The sequence below is a fragment of the Mycobacterium sp. UNC410CL29Cvi84 genome (genome assembly GCF_000686745.1).
In the GTDB taxonomy this organism is placed as follows: domain Bacteria; phylum Actinomycetota; class Actinomycetes; order Mycobacteriales; family Mycobacteriaceae; genus Mycobacterium; species Mycobacterium mucogenicum_B.
Map to the genome: position 1 here is coordinate 82,183 of NZ_JMLM01000007.1, position 17,552 is coordinate 99,734.

The window sequence follows — 17,552 nt, forward strand, 5'->3', positions numbered from 1 at the left end:
CCGTGGCGGCATCCTTGGCGGTGACTACAGTCGCGTCAGGCTGCGCCGCCATCCACAGCCAGGTCGCCAGCTCCACCGGCGGGTACTGCGCCATCATGGCCGACTCCATCGGCCTCTACCAAGGCAATTCGGTCACCCGCATGGGCGTACCGATCGGCGTCGTTGAACGGATCGAACCAACCAACACCGTTGTGAAGGTCAGGTTTTCGCTTCAACGGGACGTCACTGTGCCGGCGGACGTCACCGCCGTAACCCGGACTCCGACAATCCTGGCCGATCGCAGCCTCGAACTCAATGGAGGCTCGACCGTGAGCACTATGCTCACGCCCGGAAACTGCATACCACCGGAGCGCACGGCCACCGCTAAGAGCATCTCTGAAACGGCCGCGGCCACAAGTGCATTGGTGGGCGAAGTGACCGCCGGCGGCCACGGTGACGCGCTGAACCGCCTGCTGGCCGCCCTGTCCGACCAGCTTGCCGGAAACGGGACGACCATGCGCGATACGTTCGCCAACCTCGCGGCAACGGCCAACGATCCAGGCGCGATCGACGACGGCACGTTGCTCAAGGATCTCGCCACAGCCCTGCAAGCAAATGTGACGAACTGGGACACCCTAGAAGTGACGATGCGTACCCTGCCCAGGGTCCTCGACGAGCTGGGCTCGGGAGTTCTGAGCCCGGCCGCACGGATATTCGGGCCGACGCTGGGCGCCCTGGTCCGGCTGCTGCTCGACGCGGGCACCCACTACCACGACATCGTGTGGAACACTCTCGACACCGCGGCAGCGACCGTCCGGATTCTGTCCGAACACACGGGCGTGTTCGTCACATACGCCGGCACTCTGCCCAACATCCTCGACGGGGTGCGCTCATTCTGGGCGCGGCTGCGCGGCCGGACCGTGCCCGTCATGTCGCCCCGCGTGGCTGCCGGCGCCGCCGATAACGGCGCGGTGTGCTCGCAGACCGATCTCGACCCAGATCGAAAAGACCACTGCGGATTCTTCTACGGCGTTCCCGACGGCATCACCTCGGTCGACGTACTGCAGCTCGTACTCAACGGAGGCGTGCAACACCCATGACCAATCACCCGATATGCCGCTTGGCCGCGGCAACACTGACGATCACCGCGGCAACCGGCTGTGCAGTCAACCCGGTGAACATTCGACCGCCGGATATCAGTAGGACGGGCAAATATACGGTGACCATCGAGTTCACCAGTGCGCTCAATCTTCCCGCCGGGGCCAAGGTTGCCTACGAAGGTGACAGCGTCGGCTCGGTCGACAGCGTATCGCTGGACCATGATGCGGTCGCCGTGCGCACCAGTGTGGAATCCGCGGCAAAAATCCCCGCAAATGCGACCGCCGCGATCGTGCAGGACACGGTGCTGGGCGACTCCTACATCCGCCTCACCAGGGCCGCCGGTGGCCAGGACACAGCGTCGCTTCGCGACGGCGATCGCATCCCAGTCAGCCGGACCCGACCGCCCACGTCGATTGAAGACATGATGACCACCCTGTCGGCGTTTCTCGGCACCGGATCGCTCCAGCGGCTCCAGGGCGCACTGCGCCGGATCAACGTCGCTTTGCCGCCCTCGGACGGCGAGACTCGCCGTGTCGCATCGGTTCTCGCTTCGGATATCCGCAGCCTAGCCGCTCACCACGCAGCAGTAGAGGAAGCCCTGGACAACCTCAGCCACATCGCCAGCACCCTGCATGACCGGACCGACTACCTGCAAGATCTCGTATCCGATGACAGCCAAACCTACTGGGACAACCTGATGTCCACCGCCAGCTATATCGGGGTCCTGCTGCCGTCCGTCGGCTCGATCTTCACTCAGGGCTACTGGCTGATCCCGGTCATGGACTCAGCCGCCACTGCGATGGAACAAGTCGGCGTCACCGGTGGGCCACACCCCATCGGATTCGGCTGGCAATTAGACCAATTCGCGAGCACCGCCATGCTGCCCTTCCTCTCTGCGCCCAGAATCGACATCACCAACGTGGCCAGCCCTGACGGCGTGGACCACACCGCGGACGCTCAACGCGTGCTGCGCAATCTAGGGGCCACCCGATGATCCGGAACCTGTTGTCGGTCAGCGCATTACTGACGCTGACCGCGGCCTCCCTCGTCGCGATCGGCGCGCAAGGGGTGCCGTGGTTTGCCTCCGCAGACAACCGCCATCACGTCACCTTGATAGCTCGCGACGCCGGCGGCTTGGTGGCCCGCTCACCAGTACTGCTGCGCGGTGTCCCCATCGGCGAAGTCTCGACCATCCACCCCGATGCGCACAACGTATCGATCGACTTCTGGTACCCGAACACCGTGCACCTGCCGCTCGACAGTGCCTTCCGCGTCGAGAATCTCTCGGCGCTGGGGGAGACCTATTTGTCGATCAAACCCAACCGTGACGGCGGGCCGACAATCGAGGACAACCAGCGCATCACTGCCGACGAGAGCACCGTGCCCGGAACCATCGGCGACATGGCCGTCGCTGTGACGCGCCTTTTGCACGATCTCGATCCGCAGCGGTTCAACCGCATCATCGACGAACTCGGTATCGCATACTCCGATACCGCTTCGGTCCCGGCCCTGACCGCGGCGAGCACCCGGCTCAACCAGGCGGTCACGCAGAACAAGGACCAGTTACGCGGCATCCTCACGCAGCTTCAGTTCTTGCTCGGAAAGCAAGCCGCGGTGGCACCGGCGCTAACCGAAATGCCGCGGGCCTTCGACAACGTCGAGGCGGGATTCCAACAGCTGGTCGAACATGCCGTCGCGTTGTGCTATGAGTCTGGCGGCACGTACCCCGATGACATCCGAAGGGGTGCTGTACCGGTATTACAGCGGCTTTTGGCGTTTGAGGATCAGATTGGTATCAACCTCTACAACCTCACCGAACCGTTGTTGCCGCCCTTGCAAGCCACAGCGGCAGCCATGACGACGATCGACACCAGCCGACTGCTGGACGCGACCATGTCAGGTCTGGACACACCGGGGGCGTTCACCGTGCACGTCGTGGGCGGACAGTGACCGCTAGTTTCCCAGCTTGGTCGCCGAATCCACACCGCCTACATCGGTGATGACCCAGTTGTCATTCTTGTTGAGCGTTACGGTGTAGGTCGCGGTGGACTGAATTCCGTTGGGGGCCTGGATATTTTTGGTCACTACGCTGACGAAACAGTTCACCACAAAGACCCCGTCGTGCTCGGACCTCACCGCGGCGGCGATCGGGGTCGGCGTCGAAACCCACTGCAACGGCACGATAATTTGCTCCATCGACGTCGCTGCTTCGGTCAGCTTCTTCTTGAGTGCCGGAGTGGTGTTGGCGGTCAACCGATTCGACCATGCGGGCAGATCCTTGTAGTCCATGTCCGCGGCGCCTTTGGCGTAATCGATACTGACCTGCTCGGCGTGTTTGCGGGCGTCGGCTGCTTCGCGGGCGTCCGACAGGTTTGCCCGTGCCTGGTGCGCGGACCTTGATTCGGAATGCCAATGCCAGCCTGCGATTACGTTGCCAACCAACGAAGCACCCAGTAGAGCCGACGCGACTGGGGTAGTCCAGCGAAGTGCAGAACGCATTTGCTTACTGGGTGATGTGTCGGCGACCGGTTCCGACGCCTCGCGCGCCGAGCTGGTTGTCGACGGTTGGACCGACTCGTCCATGGTGGTGTCGGTTTCAGCACTAGATTCTTCGAGCGTCGTTGCCATCTGCCCATCCTGCCAGATATGCTCCATCTGGTACAAGTATTTGCTGACTGGTTCGGCGGCTGTCGGCGCGGCGCTGGAATGCGAGTGCCGGGCTGGACTCGGCCGGCAGCGTCGACATCGCGAAAGGAAGCTGGTGGCTCGCTTCGTGATCACACTGCTACCGATCGTCTTTTTGGTATTCCCTGCGGGCCTATCGATTGCCCCGGTTCGTGCGGATCATTCGGTCCGTTACGTTGTAACCGCTGGCGGCCCAGGCGAACTCGAAATCCACTACCGAGCGCAGGCTCCATCGGAAAACTCCAGTGGCGCCAAGTATGACCACGTATGGGTCAGCCCCGAGGCGCCCTGGACCGAAACCGTACCGCTGGGCGAACCAGATAGGTATGCCTACGTCTCGGTCAGGCAAGTGTGGTGGAACCCGAGCCTGCGCTGTGAGGTCTGGGTCGACGGCTTGCTCGTAAAGCACAACGACAAGGGAGTGTGCATCTAAACGACATGGACCGACTTTTCTCGGCGTATTGAGATTGTATTGGCAATCGAAACAAGTCGAGTACTCATGTGCGCTTCGGTTTGTTTGCGTTGGCGGGCGGCAGCGATCATCAGAAGCATTGCCTACCAGAGACTTTCAGTGCACGCTTCGCGTACTCTGCGCGTGTACGCGGTCGATTCGACGCCACACGGGTGCGATGCCACTCGATCGCGTCCAGTGCCGGTAACCCCGGCGGGGCTGGACCCAGTAGTAGACCTCTAGGATCGCCAGCAGGCCGTCGAACGGGCAAAGCAACACTCCGCCGATAGCGTTGCCGTTGCCGTCGAAAATGTCACCGGTGATTTCGACGGGACGAGCCGCATCCGACACCGGTAGATCGTCTCCGACCGGGTGCAGATTTAAAGTGCCGCAACCGCAATCACAGCCCGAGGTCACCAACAATGAGCGGGCCTGCGCGCGCAACTGCTCCACACCGGGGAAGTCGAACGCGAGAAACGCGTTGACCAACTTCGCCTCGGACAGCGTCATGGTTCGGGGACCGGGTCGAGTTCCGCCCTCGCCGATGCGAGTCATGAGTTTCTGCGCCGTTTCGCGAACTGCGAGAGCGCTCGCGGCTGATGCGCGAGTCGGCGTGTCTTGGTCAGCTCAACCCCGGCCGGGCAGCTGATGAACCGATCACGGCCGAGCCCTCGGTTGACCGACGCAATGCTTGACGCAAGGGACTTCTCGGCCGTCACGGTCCTACTGCGTCGTCCCGTGACTAGGGACGACGAACTGAAAGTTGTTGATGATCTTCTGCTTGTCGGCGATGTACGCAGGATTGTCCGGTTCTGCGGTTTGCACGGTCAGCGTTGCCGCCCAGACCTTTTGCCCGTCCGCCGCGGCGACGACGAGCGCGGTCACTGAGTGACCTTTCAACGTGTAGGTGATCGTTGCGCTCGGGTGTCCGCACACCGTTCCCGGCGTGCGGCTGGTGACGGCGATGCCGGCCTGCTGTGCGCCGACGACCTCGGCCTCGATGCCCTGCTGGGCGTCGGCGACCTTGCCGGTGAGGTCTTCGAGAGTCACTACCGCATTTGGGGTGAAGTCGTTGGCTCGCAGCCCCTTGTTGACGACGATTCCACGGATCATCGGTGAGCCCATCGTCGACGCCGAATGCTCCCACCCTGCCGGCGTCGGAAGCTCCAATGTCGGTTCTTCGGCGGTCTTCGGCCCCAGGGTGGTCAGGGGGACATCAGCCGTCGTGCATCGTGCCGCGTTCACGACCGCGGACGACGATGTCGGTGAAGCGGCTGCGGAGCCCGACGCTACGGACGACTGTGGGTGCGACGACGAACACCCCACAATGAGCGTGGCGACAACCACGCCACACAACACCCCAAGAACACGCCCCTGAGCGTTCACCAGCTGCCACCTTCCCTCGTTATGCCCAACCCCTCAGCACTTTTCATCCTGATGAGGACACCTCGCTGGCCACCGCCGCTCGTCGGCATTCGGACAGCCGGTGCTGCCGTGGAACCACTCTGGGTAGATGGAGTTCAGCGTTCACGACCGACCCCCGTGGTTCACGAAATCAGATGGGCTCAGACGAACTGTCCCGCAAGATGTAGTCGACGGATCAGCACACAACCGAACGCCGCCTGATGGTGATCTGGCACACAGGGCACAACAGGGGGTTGCGCGCCGACCACATCCGGTAGTGGGTGTTCATTGTTGCCACCACGGGTTTAGGACGATCGATTCGCCGGGATTCCATCCGCACAGCATGGTGTTGCGGCCAGCGGACGTAACCAGTGGCAGGTACGCGGTGTAGGCGAATCCGCCGACACTGAGGGTGACCAGGTCGATATCGGCGGCTGCCGACTGCCAATGTGGTACCCATAGCTCGTCGAACTGCTGAAACTCGTGGCTACGGAAGACGCGGCGCTGGGCGGGGTAGCGGTCGACCAGAGTGGCCCAGTCCTCGGGGCCGGCAATCGTGAACCGTCGGTCGCCGCGGTATTGGGACGGAAGCCGCTGTACCGCAATGGGTTTGTTATCCGAGTGCTCGTCGGCGCAGTAGTGCCGCACGATCTGCATGTCGCCGCCGAACGCCTGAGAGATCGTGGGATAGCCGCCGGGCTCCATCCACCATCCGCCTCCGAGTCGAGGGGAGTGCTCAGGTTGAATGACCAGATGCTCGTGCTGGATCGGTTCGAACCACCAGCGCACACCAACGTGGTTCAGCAGCGCGGCGACTGTTGCGGGGTCCGGGTCGTGCGTCCAGGCCATCACCTCAGTCCAATGGCGGTCCGCGAACGCCACCATGCCGGCCTGAGACTGTAGTCTTTCCAGCCCTTCGACGCCGTCCATCCCGATGATCTCCACATCCAGGCAGTGACCGTAGTCAACGATCGCTCTCTGTACGTGGTCGACGAACGATTTCCACACCGGTCCAATGCTCGGCTGCTTCAGTGCTGCCATACCCTCAATTCTCTCCTGGTAGTGCGGTTGCGCGTGTCGACCACGATTGGTGCCGCCCATGCCGGTGAATAGCAGCCAGCTGACGAATCGGGTTCGAGATTCTTTGTGGCGGTGAGCAGTTCGCCGCTTCGTCTCGAAAAACCCAGTACTGTAGCGGTCTCGGCGCCATGTTGGTTCATGTTCGCGATTGGTACTTCCTAGTCGGTGTCGTAGTACCACCACCGTGGCATCATTTCGGGGCCGATACCGCTTCTGTGGCGGTCGGGTTCGGGGATCCCTTCCGGCACATACAGCAGCCCATCCCAGCTGGGATGGAATGCGACAAGCACTGTCCCGTCCAGGAGTCCGGACACGCTCGCCGAGTAGGTGCCGAGCCGCAGATGCTGCGTCTGGCCGCGTGCGGGCGGATGTGCGGCGATGACCAGCACGGCTGGGCGGGCCTGAGCCCACCGCACTTTCTGCACGACACCAGTCGCAATGGACAGGGCCGAAAGACCAACCACGGCAGCGATGGTCAGAAGCGGTGCCATGATCGGCCGGCGAGCCGAGCAGATGAAGAAGTAGACCCAGCCGATCGGCACGAGCACCATTCCGCCAAACATCGCAAACACCGGCCATCCCATGCGTTCGAACGGGCCGCCGCACCACACCAATGTCCAGCACAAGTACGCCACCGCTGCAATGAATGCCGTGTCGACTACCCGGAACATCCACATGACGGTGACGTGCCATCTCCGGCCGTGAGAGGTAGCCGGTGAAGCTGCTGCGTGTGAAATCGCCCATCGCGAACGCCATGGCTGGCGCCGCAGTGATTCGTCGGCCGGCAGGATGATTGGGTCCCTGCGGTTGTGGTCGCCATCATCAGCATCGAATCGTTCGATGAACGCGTCAGCGTCCACCGATGCTCTATGGCGTTTCCTAGCGGCCATGCCATCCCCTGGATACGGTTGAGGTACAGAGACTTACAGGCCGCCCGCGCAGCGGGAGAGCCGCCTGATGCGTGGTCCGCAAGCGCTTGGTGATGACCGCCCGGGGGTGCGGCATCTGGGTTGGCTCCTAAGCCGGTGACGCCGCAGACGGCGGACCCGATGTATGTACATTAGCTCAAAGTTGAGTGGATGTGTTGACAGCTACGCATCGCTATGAGTTGACGAGTCGGTTGGTTCGTGGAATTCTCGTGACTGTCAGTTTGAGAGCCGATCGGGCCGGGGGGCTTGGGGCGGGCTTTCGCAAGGGGGACGCATTGTTTCGTAGCATGCCGCGCGTGGTGCGGTCTCGTGTATCAATTCCGGCGCTGTTTGCTGTTCTCGATTCTGGCTACCAATCGGGAGGCCGGGGTGGTGGTTGCTGGTGGGGGATTACTCAGGGTCGTAGGAATTAGTTCACTGACGATCGGACTGCCGCCGGGTATACAGGGTCAGCCCTACCCTGCGCGCGGCCGGTAGGCCGGGCATGTCGCAGCGCTGGCGGAACCATACGTGCGACAGCACCGTTGCCCCGTCGCGCACCGTGTAGCACTGCCGCTGACGACCTTTCATCGTGGGACCGCTGTCTGCGCCAACGCCCGGATCGCAATCTGTCTTTGGAATTGGAGCTGCCACATCCGGTGGCTGAAAGGGGATCGGCTGTGCGAACCGCCACAAACCGGCTGCTGTGTGAAACCACGCTGGCACCTGATGGCAGCATCGTCATCATCGAAGACGCTGGAGCGAAAGGAATTTCAGGTACGTACGTACATCCTGAAATCGCCCCCGCCCCTGAATCCGTGCATCAGGCATTGTGGGTGCACACCATGAGCGTCCATGAATGTGACGTCGTTGGCCGACACGTTTATGTACGCGTGCTCTCGGGATCGGACACCGGCGGCCTCGGTGACCTCGCCTTCGATGGGTACCTGAACATCGCCAGCGGCCTCATGGCGATCGGCGAACGCCGAAACCCCGATCGCCAACTACTGGTCGGGCCGCCGGGAGTGACACACGTCAGCGTGTTCGTCGCCAACGACATCGAAGCCGTCTGTTTCGACGACTCCGACGTCAGCTACCCCACGTCAGGTCCCAGCGAGATCACGCTGCTGCTGCATGGTGATACCTGGCATACCCGCAGGGTGAACGATCGACTCTGATGAGCTCGAGGCGATGGTTTGGCTTCTGCAGAGGGGTGGATATTGATGGATCGGGAAAACGCCGAGCATGGGTCAACGGGGTTGCGCGGAGATCGCTACGGGCGAATGGCATTCAACTTGCCTGTAGAAGACGATGATCCCGATCACCCCTGGCCTCCCTACGCGGTTGAAACCATGTGGGTTGAAGCTCTTGGTGACGGTCGATACCGCGTCGACAACATTCCGTTTTTCGTCAAGCCGCTCGCGGTAAACGATATCGTCCGAGGTCAGCGGTCAGATTTCAATAGCGACTTGATTTGGTTCTCTGGTCGCCTTGAGTGGTCAGGCCATTCAACCGTACGAATTGTTGTTTTCGCTGACGAGGATGAAATCCTGGCGGCGCTGAGCGATATGGGGTGCACCTTCGAGAGGCTTCGCAGGATCATTGCAGTCGATATTCCGGACAGCGAGGTCGTAGAGCGAGCGCATGCGTTTCTAACGGATAAGCAGCTAAGTGGTGCGTTAGACCTTGAGGAAGCATGTCTGCCCGACAGCTTCCCGCGTTGACGCCGGAAGTCATCGGCTGGTTAACCCAGGTGCGGCAACCACATTCGCGACCTGCGCTGCGATGTGCCTGCTGTCTACAGGACGTATGACCTGATCGAGTTGATGAACCGCGTTGCACGGGAAGACCAAATACTATGGGGGACAATTTGATCGAGAGTTTCTGGGAATGGTGGCGTACCGAAGGTGCAACTGTGGTCGCTGCCGCAATCGAGGCAGGTGACGCCAGTTCGGCGTTTCCGTTGATCGATCAGCGCGTCGCGGCGATTCATGACGGCCTGGCGTGGGAGATCGGTCCAGGCACGGTGTCTGAGCATCAACTGGTCGTCACCGGCAACCCGGATCACCGTGCGGTCGCGCGACGCTGGCTCAACGCTGCACCGAGTCCAGATCCAGTGTGGTCATACGCTGATTCGCTTCAGCGCCGACCGTTGGGTGAATTCCGGCTGGGGCTCGGTTCGGTATTGGTCCACTATGCCGACGTGATCGTTGCATGCCAACGTCGTCAAAATCGTCTTGACGTGCGGGTGTACCACCCGAGCTTCGGCGGACTCGAACAGCGGCAGCAATTCGAGATCGCCTTCCTGGCCCTGGATCACGCACTGGGAGAAGTCGCAGTCGAACAATGGCTCGGTGCGGTCGACACCACCAGATACCGCCCCGCCGACGGGTATTCGTTGGCTGAGCTTGTCGGTGTGGTCGATGCCCTCGCCGCGGAGAACACATATGAGGACGGCACACCAGCCTGGGTGGGTCTGCAATGGGACGGGGAGAACGGCCGCGTTGTCGCTGCCGCGCAAGTGCCACTGTGCAGTAGCCAGGCGCCCAACCTGGATACGCATATCGCGATCTCGGTCCCTTATCGGAGCTTCGACGAGGCAGGGTTGCCTACCGAGCAGACCTGGGATGCGTTGGAGGAGTTGCGTGATCGGCTCGAATCCGTACTGGGCACAGCCGGTCGTGTCCTTGCCTGCGAAACGACCGCTGGCGTGCACACCGTGCACGTTTATGCCGACAGTGTCGCAGTCGATGTCGTCGCGATCGAGTCCGAGGCTGCAACCTGGGCGCAGGGAGCCGTGATAGTCGCGTCCCACGACGATCCAAAGTGGTCCGACGTCGCCCATTTACGCACGTGAACGCGCCCTAGCTCGAACGTCAGCGTGAATGCGACAAGTCGCCAGAATCCCGGGGGAGAGGAAAACCGTGGTCCGTAAGCGCAAGACGCTCCCGAAGGACTTTGAGGCCACACTCGATGAAGGCGACCTCGACGCTCTCAAGAAGGTCTTCGACGCGTGTGAGTTCAATGCTTACGGTGGCCAATGGAAGAGCACGGCACTGGGTTTCGACAATTGTCCGGACGAGCTTGCACGGTGGCTGGTCGACCGGGGCTTGGACGTCGACACTCCCGACGCCAGCGGCCGTACTCCGCTGTGTCGGCGTGCCGCCGCCGGACGAGATCTCACTGTGCTGCTCGAACTCGGTGCGGACGTCAACGGCGGACGAGGGCGGCGCGCTCCCATCATCGCCGCGATCGCGCACCCCGCGACATTGCGTGTCCTCGTCGAACAAGGTGCCGACGTGAATATCGTGACCAGCGAGGGCACACCGCTCCATCGGGCGGCACTGCGCTCTGCCGAATCGACGCGCCTTCTTCTCGACTATGGTGCGGACCCGGTGATTGTGGACTCGAGCGGGCGAACACCGTTAGAGGCCGCGCTCCACGACTGCCGCAACATCGATATTCCGCAGGTCGCGGGTTCTGCGCGCATACTTCTCGATGCGGACTGCCCGAGCCCCCAGGACGCCGCTGAGATGGTCACCCGCATTGGCGGCCAGTTTGAGTTCCACCGCGCCGGATTCAACCCGCGCTACCTGGACGAGACAGATGCAGCCCTGTCGGATCTCTACAGCTTGTTCGGCATGCCCCCGGTCGCCCGCCGCAGGGTCCATGACGGGTCATCGCCGATCGTCGTCGACGCCACCGAGTCGTCTGCGCAATTCGACGAGTTGTGGAACCTTTTGGTGCCCAGCAGTGGTCCGGCGAAGACCGTCCAGGGCGAAGTCATCCGACTCGCCGGCCGCATCGCGCGGGAACTGCTCAACAACGGCGGAATCAACTGGAACCACGGCTTCCGCCAGATGAAGGACGCGCTGATCGCCCACCTTGGATCGGCGACACCAGTGGCAACAGCAGCCGAACGTACCGAGCTCAGTAGGGGCATCACCCGAGACAAATACGACGAGGAATCGATCCGCCGCGTCACCGAATTGGCCGTCGCCTGGGTCCTGGCCAATCCCAGTCCAATGGCATTAGGCGAGACCGAGTACCGCTACTAGCGGCGATTGCACCAGCAAGTCCGTGCACGGGCCCGAGCTGACTGGCCCTCGTGCAGGTGTTTTGCCAGGACGGTATCCGTTGTGAGCTAGATCACCGTTCGGTTCTGCCTCTGAATCCCGACTACACCTTGCACAGGCTCGTCATCGCCGACGGGTGTACGGGGTCGGTCTGCTGGACAGGGGATGTGGTCATGGGTGGTTTCTCGTCGACGAAGGTGATGCCCGCACTGCGCGTGTTGGCGCCATCAGAGAGCTGATCTCGATGACCGAACTATCGCCCGGCCGACCCAGCGGGCCGGACACTCACCAGGACTGGGCGCCCTACTCCGACTTGGCGCAAGCGGCGGAGGCATACCTGCGTGATCCCGCGATCGCGTTGGAGGCGTTGTACCGAGTGATGGATCCGGCCGCGATCACGGCATTCGTCATGGAACGCACACTCGAAGAAAAGGATTCGCGCGAATCGTTGTACCAAGAGGTCGCTGTGACCGACGGCCGGACATTGCTGCTGTGGATGGGTGACGACGAACTCACCGACGACGACGATCCCGAGCCCGGCGCACCCTTGCTGACGTCCACGCTGCGCTCGATTCCGCTGTCCGCGTTGACCGATCGAAATCTCAAGGTCGGGTATCGCATCGACCACCGTGGCGGACGGTCACTGCACAGCGTTGAACTGCGGCTGGTGACCAACACGGCCGACTACACCCTGGCCAAGACCCCATCGAGAACCGAGGCCTTCAGCGAGGAACTGCTGTTCAGCAAGTCCGTCACCGACGGCGGACGAGCACAGATGGAACGGCTGATTCAATTCGGAAGGGTGCTTGCCGCACATGGCTGACTGGGCATCACACAGGCATCTTCAGCAAGCCGTAATGCTGGGCATTCGCAATCCTGAAGCGGCGCTGAACAATTTGCGTGCTTTCATCAACTTCGACTCTGCTTACTCATTCGTGCTCACACAGCGCCCGACGTGGCAAGAGGTCGCGATCACCGACGGACGACGGCTGATCCTGTGGCACGGCTCTGACACGGAATGCGCTGGTCACGATAGCCGACTGCCGCACCCGATGTTCCAGTCGTCGGTGCGGACCGTTCTGCTCTCGCGGCTCAGTGATCAGGCGCTGCACACCGACTATGACGTCCTGCCTGACGGTTCGCACGAGCTGGTGTCGGTGCGCCTGCGGTTGTACACGCCGATAGTCAACAGCACGACCAGGACCACTCCTGAGGACAGCCAGCACTACGTCGAGTGCTACCTCTTCGACAAGAACGCAGACGATGGTCAGGAAGCCATGGGGCAACTCCTCGAATTTGCGGCCGCGCTATCGATTTCGCCCAGTGTGTGACCGGCCATCAGGGTGCCAACGCGACTTATGCCGCCGAAATCACTCGAGAGGCCAAGGGAGAGTAGATGTTTCGTGACGTGTCGAGGGTTCTGAGGTGTCTCGCATCGGTACCGGCGCTGTTCTGGACTGCGATCACCGCTCCCGCTCGTAAACCGGGAGAAACAGCTGGCCGGAGAAATCCACCCGATCCGGGTCAGTACTTCGCGGACGACCCATGGGCGGATTGAACAGCATCGACCATTGCCCGCATGAGGCGGGACCTCGCGAAGACGAGGGGAATGTGATTGCCATATTTGGCTGCGGAAAGAGGAGACATGGCGGCACGAACGGCAACGAACAAGCTGCTGTGCGACATCATGATCGCACCCGACCGCGGCGTCGTAGTGATTGAAGATGCTGGGACACAGGGAGTTACGGGTACCTACGTACGGCCCGGTATCAACCCCGAGTCCGCGCAGGTGCAGATGGCTCTGTGGGTAGGGGCCATGAGTGCCGACGAGCGTGACGCCGTCGGCCGGCTGATTCGGGTTCGCGTGCTGTCCGGCTCGGACACCGGAGGGCTGGGCGTCCGGGCCTTTGATGGCCGCCTCAACATCGCCAGCGGTCTCTTGGCCATCGGCGATCGTAGTAACCCCGACCGTCAGTTGCTGGTCGGCCCTTCGGGTGTGATCGGCGTCAGTGTTTTCGTGGACACCGACATCGACGCCATCTGTTGTCACGACTCGGGTATCGGTCACGCACCATCCGGTCCCAGCGAGGTCACCCTGCTGCTGCACGGAGATGCCTGGCATACCTACACATTGCGTAACACGGTCGACCGGTGGCAGCTGCGATGTTAGATCGCCCCCAGGGCTCCGGGCAGTGTGCTATTCAAAGGCATGCTGCCGAAAATTTGTGCGCTGCCCGCGTTGGTGCTGATGGTGACGCCTCCGTTGGCGCCCGCCGATCGTGCGGAACCGGTGCCGCTCTACGGGAGCTACGACACGTTTCTCGATCACTCGCGTCAGACGTTCAACGGCCGTCCAGACGCCTCGGACCCGTCGACCCAGGCGGCCTTGTTCCGGACCGTGTGCGACGCCGCCGGTTGTGTTGCGCACTGGCTGAGAGTGACTGAGCTCAAAGAGAATCCGAATGCGCCGGCGCTGTTCGATTACCGGTGGACGGGCGACCGCTGGGAGTCATCGGGAGACTACCCGTTCCACTGTGGCCCGAATGGCGCTGCGGTGACGGCATTCCGGTCCGATTTCCTGAAACCCAACGGCGACGGCAGCTTCACCGGCGAGCGGACGTTCACCGTCGCCGCGCCGGGTTGCCCCGGTGACGGAGCGGGGACCTACTGGCTGCCGTTCACCTTGACGCCCACGTAGGCGGCTGGGGTGGTCGGCGCGGGCTCTGGCGTGTCGCCGTGCTTCCGTCGACCGACGACCAACGCGGCGACTCCGGCAAGGGTGAGGATCGTGAGAGCCGTGATATCGAAGGCAGGCCGGCCACCGAGATCCCTGTCGATCACGTGCGACACGACATGGAGCGCTTCGAACGCGATGAAGCCGCCGAGCGCTACCTCCACGGGTGACCGCTGCGCCGCGGCCAGCAGCATCGCGACTCCGACACCGATCTGCAGGACGCCGGCGTCATGCAGGAAGTGGCGGTTGTAGGGCTCGAACGGTGCGAGCACCTCGAAGAACGACATCGGTGCGACGAACGCCCAGATGCCGAGGATCAGCGTTATCAGGCCGAGGATCGCGCAGGTCACCAGCACGATCCGCAACGGTGTTCGCGTCGTCATGGCTCGAGATTAGGCGCGCAATGGCCCAGTGTCAGGCGCCACTTTGGCGGTGGTACCGGGTACCACTTACGTCGCGTGGCCGACTGCTGCCGCGATGGCCCGTACGCCGGCGTCGATCTGTGACTCCGTCAGGTTGGCGTAGCCGAGAATCAATCCCGGTGGGGCGCAGTCGGGTTCGGTATAGCACCAGGACAGTGGATCGATGCGTACCCGCTGGTTCGCGGCCTCGCGCACGATGCCGTCGATGTTGCAGTCGGTGGGCAAGCGCACCGTGAGATGGACGCCGGCGGCAGCGCCGAGCACCCCCGCTTCGGGGAGGTACCGACCGAGTGCTGCCAGCAGGGCATTGCGCCGGGCCAGATAGCGGCGACGCATGAGCCGCAGATGCCGGTCGTAGTCGCCGGAACGGAGCAGGGTCGCGAAGGCGAGTTGATCCATGACTGAACTGCCGGTGTCGGCAAGGCTTTTCGCCGACACGACGGGGCCGACAAGATCCGGGGGCAGGACCATCCAACCGAGCCGCAAACCGGGGGCCAGAGTTTTGCTCACCGAGCCGAGGTAGACGACGCGGTCGGGGGCCAGGGCATGCAGCGCGCCGACGGGTGCCCGGTCGTAGCGGTATTCGGCGTCGTAGTCGTCCTCGATGACGAGATTGCCTGCTCGCGCCCATTCGAGCAGCGCGGTGCGGCGGGCGGGGGACAGCACCACCCCGGTCGGGGATTGGTGGGCCGGGGTTGCCAGCACCGTCGATGCCACGGTGTTGGCGAGTGCCGTGACGTCGAGTCCGTCGTCGTCGACCGGGATGGGGGCCGGCTCAATGCCGTGCTGACGGAAAACCATGCGGTGCAACCAGAATCCGGGTTCCTCCATCGCGATGGCGCGATGTCGCAGCACCTGGGCCAGTAGTGCAATGGCCTGCGTTGCTCCGGAACACAAGACGACGCGCTGCGGATCGGCCAGCACGCCACGGGTGCGTCTCAGGTAGTCCGACACCGCGGCGCGAGCGTCCGGTAGGCCCTTGGGGGAGGCGTATCCGAGCGACGGGGATTCGATGGAGGACAGCCCCTGACGCAGCGCGCGCAACCAACTTTGTCTGGGGAAACTCGACAGGTCGGGCACCCCGGGTGCGAAGTCGATGTCGAATGTTCGGCGGTCTGGACGCGACGGTTGCGACACCCGGGTGGTCGTGTCGACAGCGGCAACCGTTGTGCCAGAACCTTGTTGGCTCTGCAGGAAGCCCTCGGCGACGAGCTGGCTGTACGCGTCGACGACGAGGCGACGCGACACCTGGAGGTCTGCGGCGAGCACGCGGCTGGAGGGCAGTCGGGTTTTCGGTGTGAGCCGACCGGTCCGGATCGCGTCCCGCAGGCCGTCGGTCAGCTGGCGATGCAGCGCGTCGGCACCACTGGTCCGGTCCAGCTCGATGAGCAGCTCCGGACCTGAAGTGGTACCCGATTCAACTGAAATATTGGTTCCTAACTTGCGTCCAATGGCGACCTAACATGAGGCTATACCGCAGCCGCCGTGCGCTGGTGACGGAATCGAGGAGAACGCGTCATGAGAATTCTGAAGCGCATCTGGGTACACCTAGTGGTGTCGGCGAAGGCCCGCCAAAACCGTTGGGACCTACCGGGTTGGCTGATCCGGCGTCCGCTCATCGCGGCGGCGAATGCGCTCTACGAAATGGCGCTGTTGTTCAGTGGTCGGGCGCCCACCGAACTGAAGCTGCTCGCGGGGATCAAGGCGGCGATGTTGACGCACTGCGAATTCTGCATCGACATCTCCGACACCCTCGGCCGGAGTGAGGGGTTCTCGGAGGAGAAACTGATCGCCCTGGTGAACTACCGCGACAGCGATGAGTTCACGCACCTTGAGAAGCTCTGCATTCAATTCGCCGAAGAGATGTCCCGCACGCCCGCGGTCCTCTCCGAAGGCTTGCGTGAGGAGTTGCTCACACACCTCAGTAAGGCGCAGTTGATGGAGATCGCTGCGGAAATCGCCTGGGAGAACCAGCGTGGTCGCCTCAACCAGGGCCTGGGTATTCGGCCGATGGACACGGCGGGTGGAACGCTATGCCTGATCCCGCAGCCCGAGGTCCGCAGTGGCGCAAGCGATTCCATCGCGTGATGACGCCGTTTTCCGGGTAGGCAGGCGAGGCTGAGCTGATTACGCTCTGGCCCAGGTGATTTCGCTTCGTGACAATCGAGCGCGGTTCGGTGCAGGTTGCGTCTTTTCGCTCGACGGGCGCCCAGTCGGTCCAAAAGCCGTCATCGACGTCACCTCCCAGGCAGCCGGGACGTCGAATTCGCGGGCGACAGCGTCACGGTCGAACGCGCGGAACTGATGCGCACCGAGTCCCATGACCAGTCCCTGAATCGTCATGTGGGCGACCGCTTGTCCGAGGTCGTATCGCGCGAATTCAGAGAACTCCCAGTCGGTGTCCTCGACGAGGATATGAGCCAGATTCACGACCAGCAGCGCGGCATCGAGAGCCCAGCGCGCTGAGCTGGGTGCGAGGTGATTCACGATCCGTGAGTGGACCGGGTCGTCCCGGCGACCCACGATGAACATCCACGGCTGGGAGTTTCCCGCCGATGGCGTCAGGCGGGCGGCCTCGAGCAGAACGTCGACCTGATCGTCACTCAGGGTCGCGTCCCGGTCGAACGCCACCGGGCTGAACCGCTCCGCCAGGAGGGGATGAACTCCGTCAGCCGCGGCATTCTCACACTCGGTCACACCAGCATCATGAGT

Annotated in this window: 21 protein-coding genes; 13 read left to right on the forward strand and 8 right to left on the reverse strand. The window is 62.8% G+C overall.

Going from position 1 to position 17,552, the window contains the following annotated elements; translation table 11 throughout:
* The first annotated feature begins 20 nt into the window (after positions 1–20).
* Genes BR47_RS32055 through BR47_RS0110920 form a run of 3 tightly spaced genes read left to right on the forward strand, consistent with a single transcriptional unit; the run spans position 21 to position 3,030 of the window.
* On the forward strand, positions 21–1,079 hold the full coding sequence (locus BR47_RS32055; RefSeq protein ID WP_177127319.1) for an MlaD family protein: 1,059 nt from the start codon (positions 21–23) through the stop codon (positions 1,077–1,079).
* Positions 1,076–2,074, forward strand: coding sequence for an MlaD family protein (locus tag BR47_RS0110915; RefSeq protein ID WP_081831261.1), 999 nt, complete (start codon positions 1,076–1,078; stop codon positions 2,072–2,074). The genes BR47_RS32055 and BR47_RS0110915 overlap by 4 nt, the downstream gene beginning before the upstream one ends.
* Positions 2,071–3,030 (forward strand): MlaD family protein, encoded by a 960-nt coding sequence (locus BR47_RS0110920; protein WP_029119528.1) that lies wholly within the window; start codon positions 2,071–2,073, stop codon positions 3,028–3,030. The genes BR47_RS0110915 and BR47_RS0110920 overlap by 4 nt, the downstream gene beginning before the upstream one ends.
* Positions 3,031–3,033: 3 nt before the next feature.
* On the opposite strand, the gene BR47_RS32560 is transcribed toward BR47_RS0110920, so the two are convergent.
* Positions 3,034–3,708 carry a hypothetical protein gene (locus BR47_RS32560; protein ID WP_036427151.1) on the reverse strand — a complete coding sequence of 225 codons (675 nt, stop codon included), beginning with the start codon at positions 3,706–3,708 and terminating at the stop codon, positions 3,034–3,036.
* Between BR47_RS32560 and BR47_RS34205 the strand changes: the two genes are divergently transcribed.
* The gene (locus BR47_RS34205) at positions 3,662–4,198 is read left to right on the forward strand and encodes an Rv2576c family protein (RefSeq protein WP_502685822.1); all 537 of its coding nucleotides are present in this window, start codon (positions 3,662–3,664) and stop codon (positions 4,196–4,198) included. The two genes, BR47_RS32560 and BR47_RS34205, sit on opposite strands and share 47 nt — an antisense overlap.
* Positions 4,199–4,333: 135 nt before the next feature.
* Here the strand turns inward: BR47_RS34205 and BR47_RS0110935 are convergent, their stop codons facing one another.
* The 4 genes from BR47_RS0110935 to BR47_RS0110950 form a co-directional block, all read right to left on the reverse strand.
* Positions 4,334–4,726: a hypothetical protein gene (locus BR47_RS0110935; protein ID WP_029119530.1), complete on the reverse strand. Its 393-nt coding sequence runs from the start codon at positions 4,724–4,726 to the stop codon at positions 4,334–4,336.
* Positions 4,727–4,939: 213 nt separating this feature from the next.
* Positions 4,940–5,461 (reverse strand): LpqN/LpqT family lipoprotein, encoded by a 522-nt coding sequence (locus BR47_RS0110940; protein WP_231506693.1) that lies wholly within the window; start codon positions 5,459–5,461, stop codon positions 4,940–4,942.
* Positions 5,462–5,905: 444 nt separating this feature from the next.
* Positions 5,906–6,661 carry a hypothetical protein gene (locus tag BR47_RS0110945; protein ID WP_029119532.1) on the reverse strand — a complete coding sequence of 252 codons (756 nt, stop codon included), beginning with the start codon at positions 6,659–6,661 and terminating at the stop codon, positions 5,906–5,908.
* Positions 6,662–6,858: 197 nt separating this feature from the next.
* Entirely contained in the window at positions 6,859–7,560 is a 702-nt protein-coding gene (locus BR47_RS0110950) for a hypothetical protein (RefSeq protein ID WP_141772162.1), read from the reverse strand.
* Between the two features lie 683 nt (positions 7,561–8,243).
* On the opposite strand from BR47_RS0110950, the gene BR47_RS33080 reads away from it, so the two are divergent.
* The 8 genes from BR47_RS33080 (at position 8,244) to BR47_RS0110990 (ending at position 14,382) form a co-directional block, all read left to right on the forward strand.
* A complete protein-coding gene (locus BR47_RS33080; protein WP_141772163.1) occupies positions 8,244–8,786 on the forward strand; it encodes a KilA-N domain-containing protein in 543 nt (180 codons plus the stop codon).
* A 45-nt stretch (positions 8,787–8,831) separates the two neighbouring features.
* Positions 8,832–9,332: a DUF4265 domain-containing protein gene (locus BR47_RS30280; RefSeq protein ID WP_081831262.1), complete on the forward strand. Its 501-nt coding sequence runs from the start codon at positions 8,832–8,834 to the stop codon at positions 9,330–9,332.
* A gap of 191 nt (positions 9,333–9,523) precedes the next feature.
* Positions 9,524–10,465: a DUF695 domain-containing protein gene (locus tag BR47_RS30285; RefSeq protein ID WP_141772164.1), complete on the forward strand. Its 942-nt coding sequence runs from the start codon at positions 9,524–9,526 to the stop codon at positions 10,463–10,465.
* A 67-nt stretch (positions 10,466–10,532) separates the two neighbouring features.
* On the forward strand, positions 10,533–11,666 hold the full coding sequence (locus BR47_RS0110970; protein WP_029119535.1) for an ankyrin repeat domain-containing protein: 1,134 nt from the start codon (positions 10,533–10,535) through the stop codon (positions 11,664–11,666).
* A 262-nt stretch (positions 11,667–11,928) separates the two neighbouring features.
* A complete protein-coding gene (locus tag BR47_RS30290) occupies positions 11,929–12,507 on the forward strand; it encodes a hypothetical protein (protein ID WP_020102782.1) in 579 nt (192 codons plus the stop codon).
* Complete coding sequence (locus tag BR47_RS0110980; RefSeq protein ID WP_036427104.1) at positions 12,500–13,015, forward strand: hypothetical protein; 516 nt, start codon at positions 12,500–12,502, stop codon at positions 13,013–13,015. The genes BR47_RS30290 and BR47_RS0110980 overlap by 8 nt, the downstream gene beginning before the upstream one ends.
* A gap of 314 nt (positions 13,016–13,329) precedes the next feature.
* The gene (locus tag BR47_RS0110985) at positions 13,330–13,854 is read left to right on the forward strand and encodes a hypothetical protein (RefSeq protein ID WP_029119537.1); all 525 of its coding nucleotides are present in this window, start codon (positions 13,330–13,332) and stop codon (positions 13,852–13,854) included.
* Positions 13,855–13,893: 39 nt separating this feature from the next.
* A complete protein-coding gene (locus tag BR47_RS0110990; protein ID WP_090562387.1) occupies positions 13,894–14,382 on the forward strand; it encodes an MBOE_33420 family protein in 489 nt (162 codons plus the stop codon).
* Here the strand turns inward: BR47_RS0110990 and BR47_RS30295 are convergent.
* Both BR47_RS30295 and pdxR read right to left on the reverse strand, forming a co-directional pair.
* Positions 14,349–14,801 carry a hypothetical protein gene (locus BR47_RS30295; RefSeq protein ID WP_051634743.1) on the reverse strand — a complete coding sequence of 151 codons (453 nt, stop codon included), beginning with the start codon at positions 14,799–14,801 and terminating at the stop codon, positions 14,349–14,351. The genes BR47_RS0110990 and BR47_RS30295 overlap by 34 nt on opposite strands.
* Before the next feature lie 66 nt (positions 14,802–14,867).
* On the reverse strand, positions 14,868–16,292 hold the full coding sequence (gene pdxR, locus BR47_RS0111000; protein ID WP_353582946.1) for a MocR-like pyridoxine biosynthesis transcription factor PdxR: 1,425 nt from the start codon (positions 16,290–16,292) through the stop codon (positions 14,868–14,870).
* Positions 16,293–16,391: 99 nt separating this feature from the next.
* Here pdxR and BR47_RS0111005 point away from each other — a divergent pair, with 99 nt between their 5' ends.
* Positions 16,392–16,928, forward strand: a complete 537-nt coding sequence (locus BR47_RS0111005) for a carboxymuconolactone decarboxylase family protein (protein ID WP_353582944.1) — start codon at positions 16,392–16,394, stop codon at positions 16,926–16,928.
* Positions 16,929–16,967: 39 nt separating this feature from the next.
* On the opposite strand, the gene BR47_RS0111010 is transcribed toward BR47_RS0111005, so the two are convergent.
* On the reverse strand, positions 16,968–17,537 hold the full coding sequence (locus BR47_RS0111010) for a nitroreductase family protein (protein ID WP_029119541.1): 570 nt from the start codon (positions 17,535–17,537) through the stop codon (positions 16,968–16,970).
* Positions 17,538–17,552: the final 15 nt, after the last annotated feature.

Coding starts and splice junctions, on each gene's coding strand:
- BR47_RS0110915 (WP_081831261.1), top strand. CDS start 1,076: ATGACCAATCACCCGATATGCCGCTTGGCCGCGGCAACACTGACGATC.
- BR47_RS0110920 (WP_029119528.1), top strand. CDS start 2,071: ATGATCCGGAACCTGTTGTCGGTCAGCGCATTACTGACGCTGACCGCG.
- BR47_RS34205 (WP_502685822.1), top strand. CDS start 3,662: ATGGTGGTGTCGGTTTCAGCACTAGATTCTTCGAGCGTCGTTGCCATC.
- BR47_RS32560 (WP_036427151.1), bottom strand. CDS start 3,708: ATGGCAACGACGCTCGAAGAATCTAGTGCTGAAACCGACACCACCATG.
- BR47_RS0110935 (WP_029119530.1), bottom strand. CDS start 4,726: ATGACGCTGTCCGAGGCGAAGTTGGTCAACGCGTTTCTCGCGTTCGAC.
- BR47_RS0110945 (WP_029119532.1), bottom strand. CDS start 6,661: ATGGCAGCACTGAAGCAGCCGAGCATTGGACCGGTGTGGAAATCGTTC.
- BR47_RS30280 (WP_081831262.1), top strand. CDS start 8,832: ATGGATCGGGAAAACGCCGAGCATGGGTCAACGGGGTTGCGCGGAGAT.
- BR47_RS30290 (WP_020102782.1), top strand. CDS start 11,929: ATGACCGAACTATCGCCCGGCCGACCCAGCGGGCCGGACACTCACCAG.
- BR47_RS0110980 (WP_036427104.1), top strand. CDS start 12,500: ATGGCTGACTGGGCATCACACAGGCATCTTCAGCAAGCCGTAATGCTG.
- BR47_RS0110985 (WP_029119537.1), top strand. CDS start 13,330: ATGGCGGCACGAACGGCAACGAACAAGCTGCTGTGCGACATCATGATC.
- BR47_RS0110990 (WP_090562387.1), top strand. CDS start 13,894: ATGCTGCCGAAAATTTGTGCGCTGCCCGCGTTGGTGCTGATGGTGACG.
- BR47_RS30295 (WP_051634743.1), bottom strand. CDS start 14,801: ATGACGACGCGAACACCGTTGCGGATCGTGCTGGTGACCTGCGCGATC.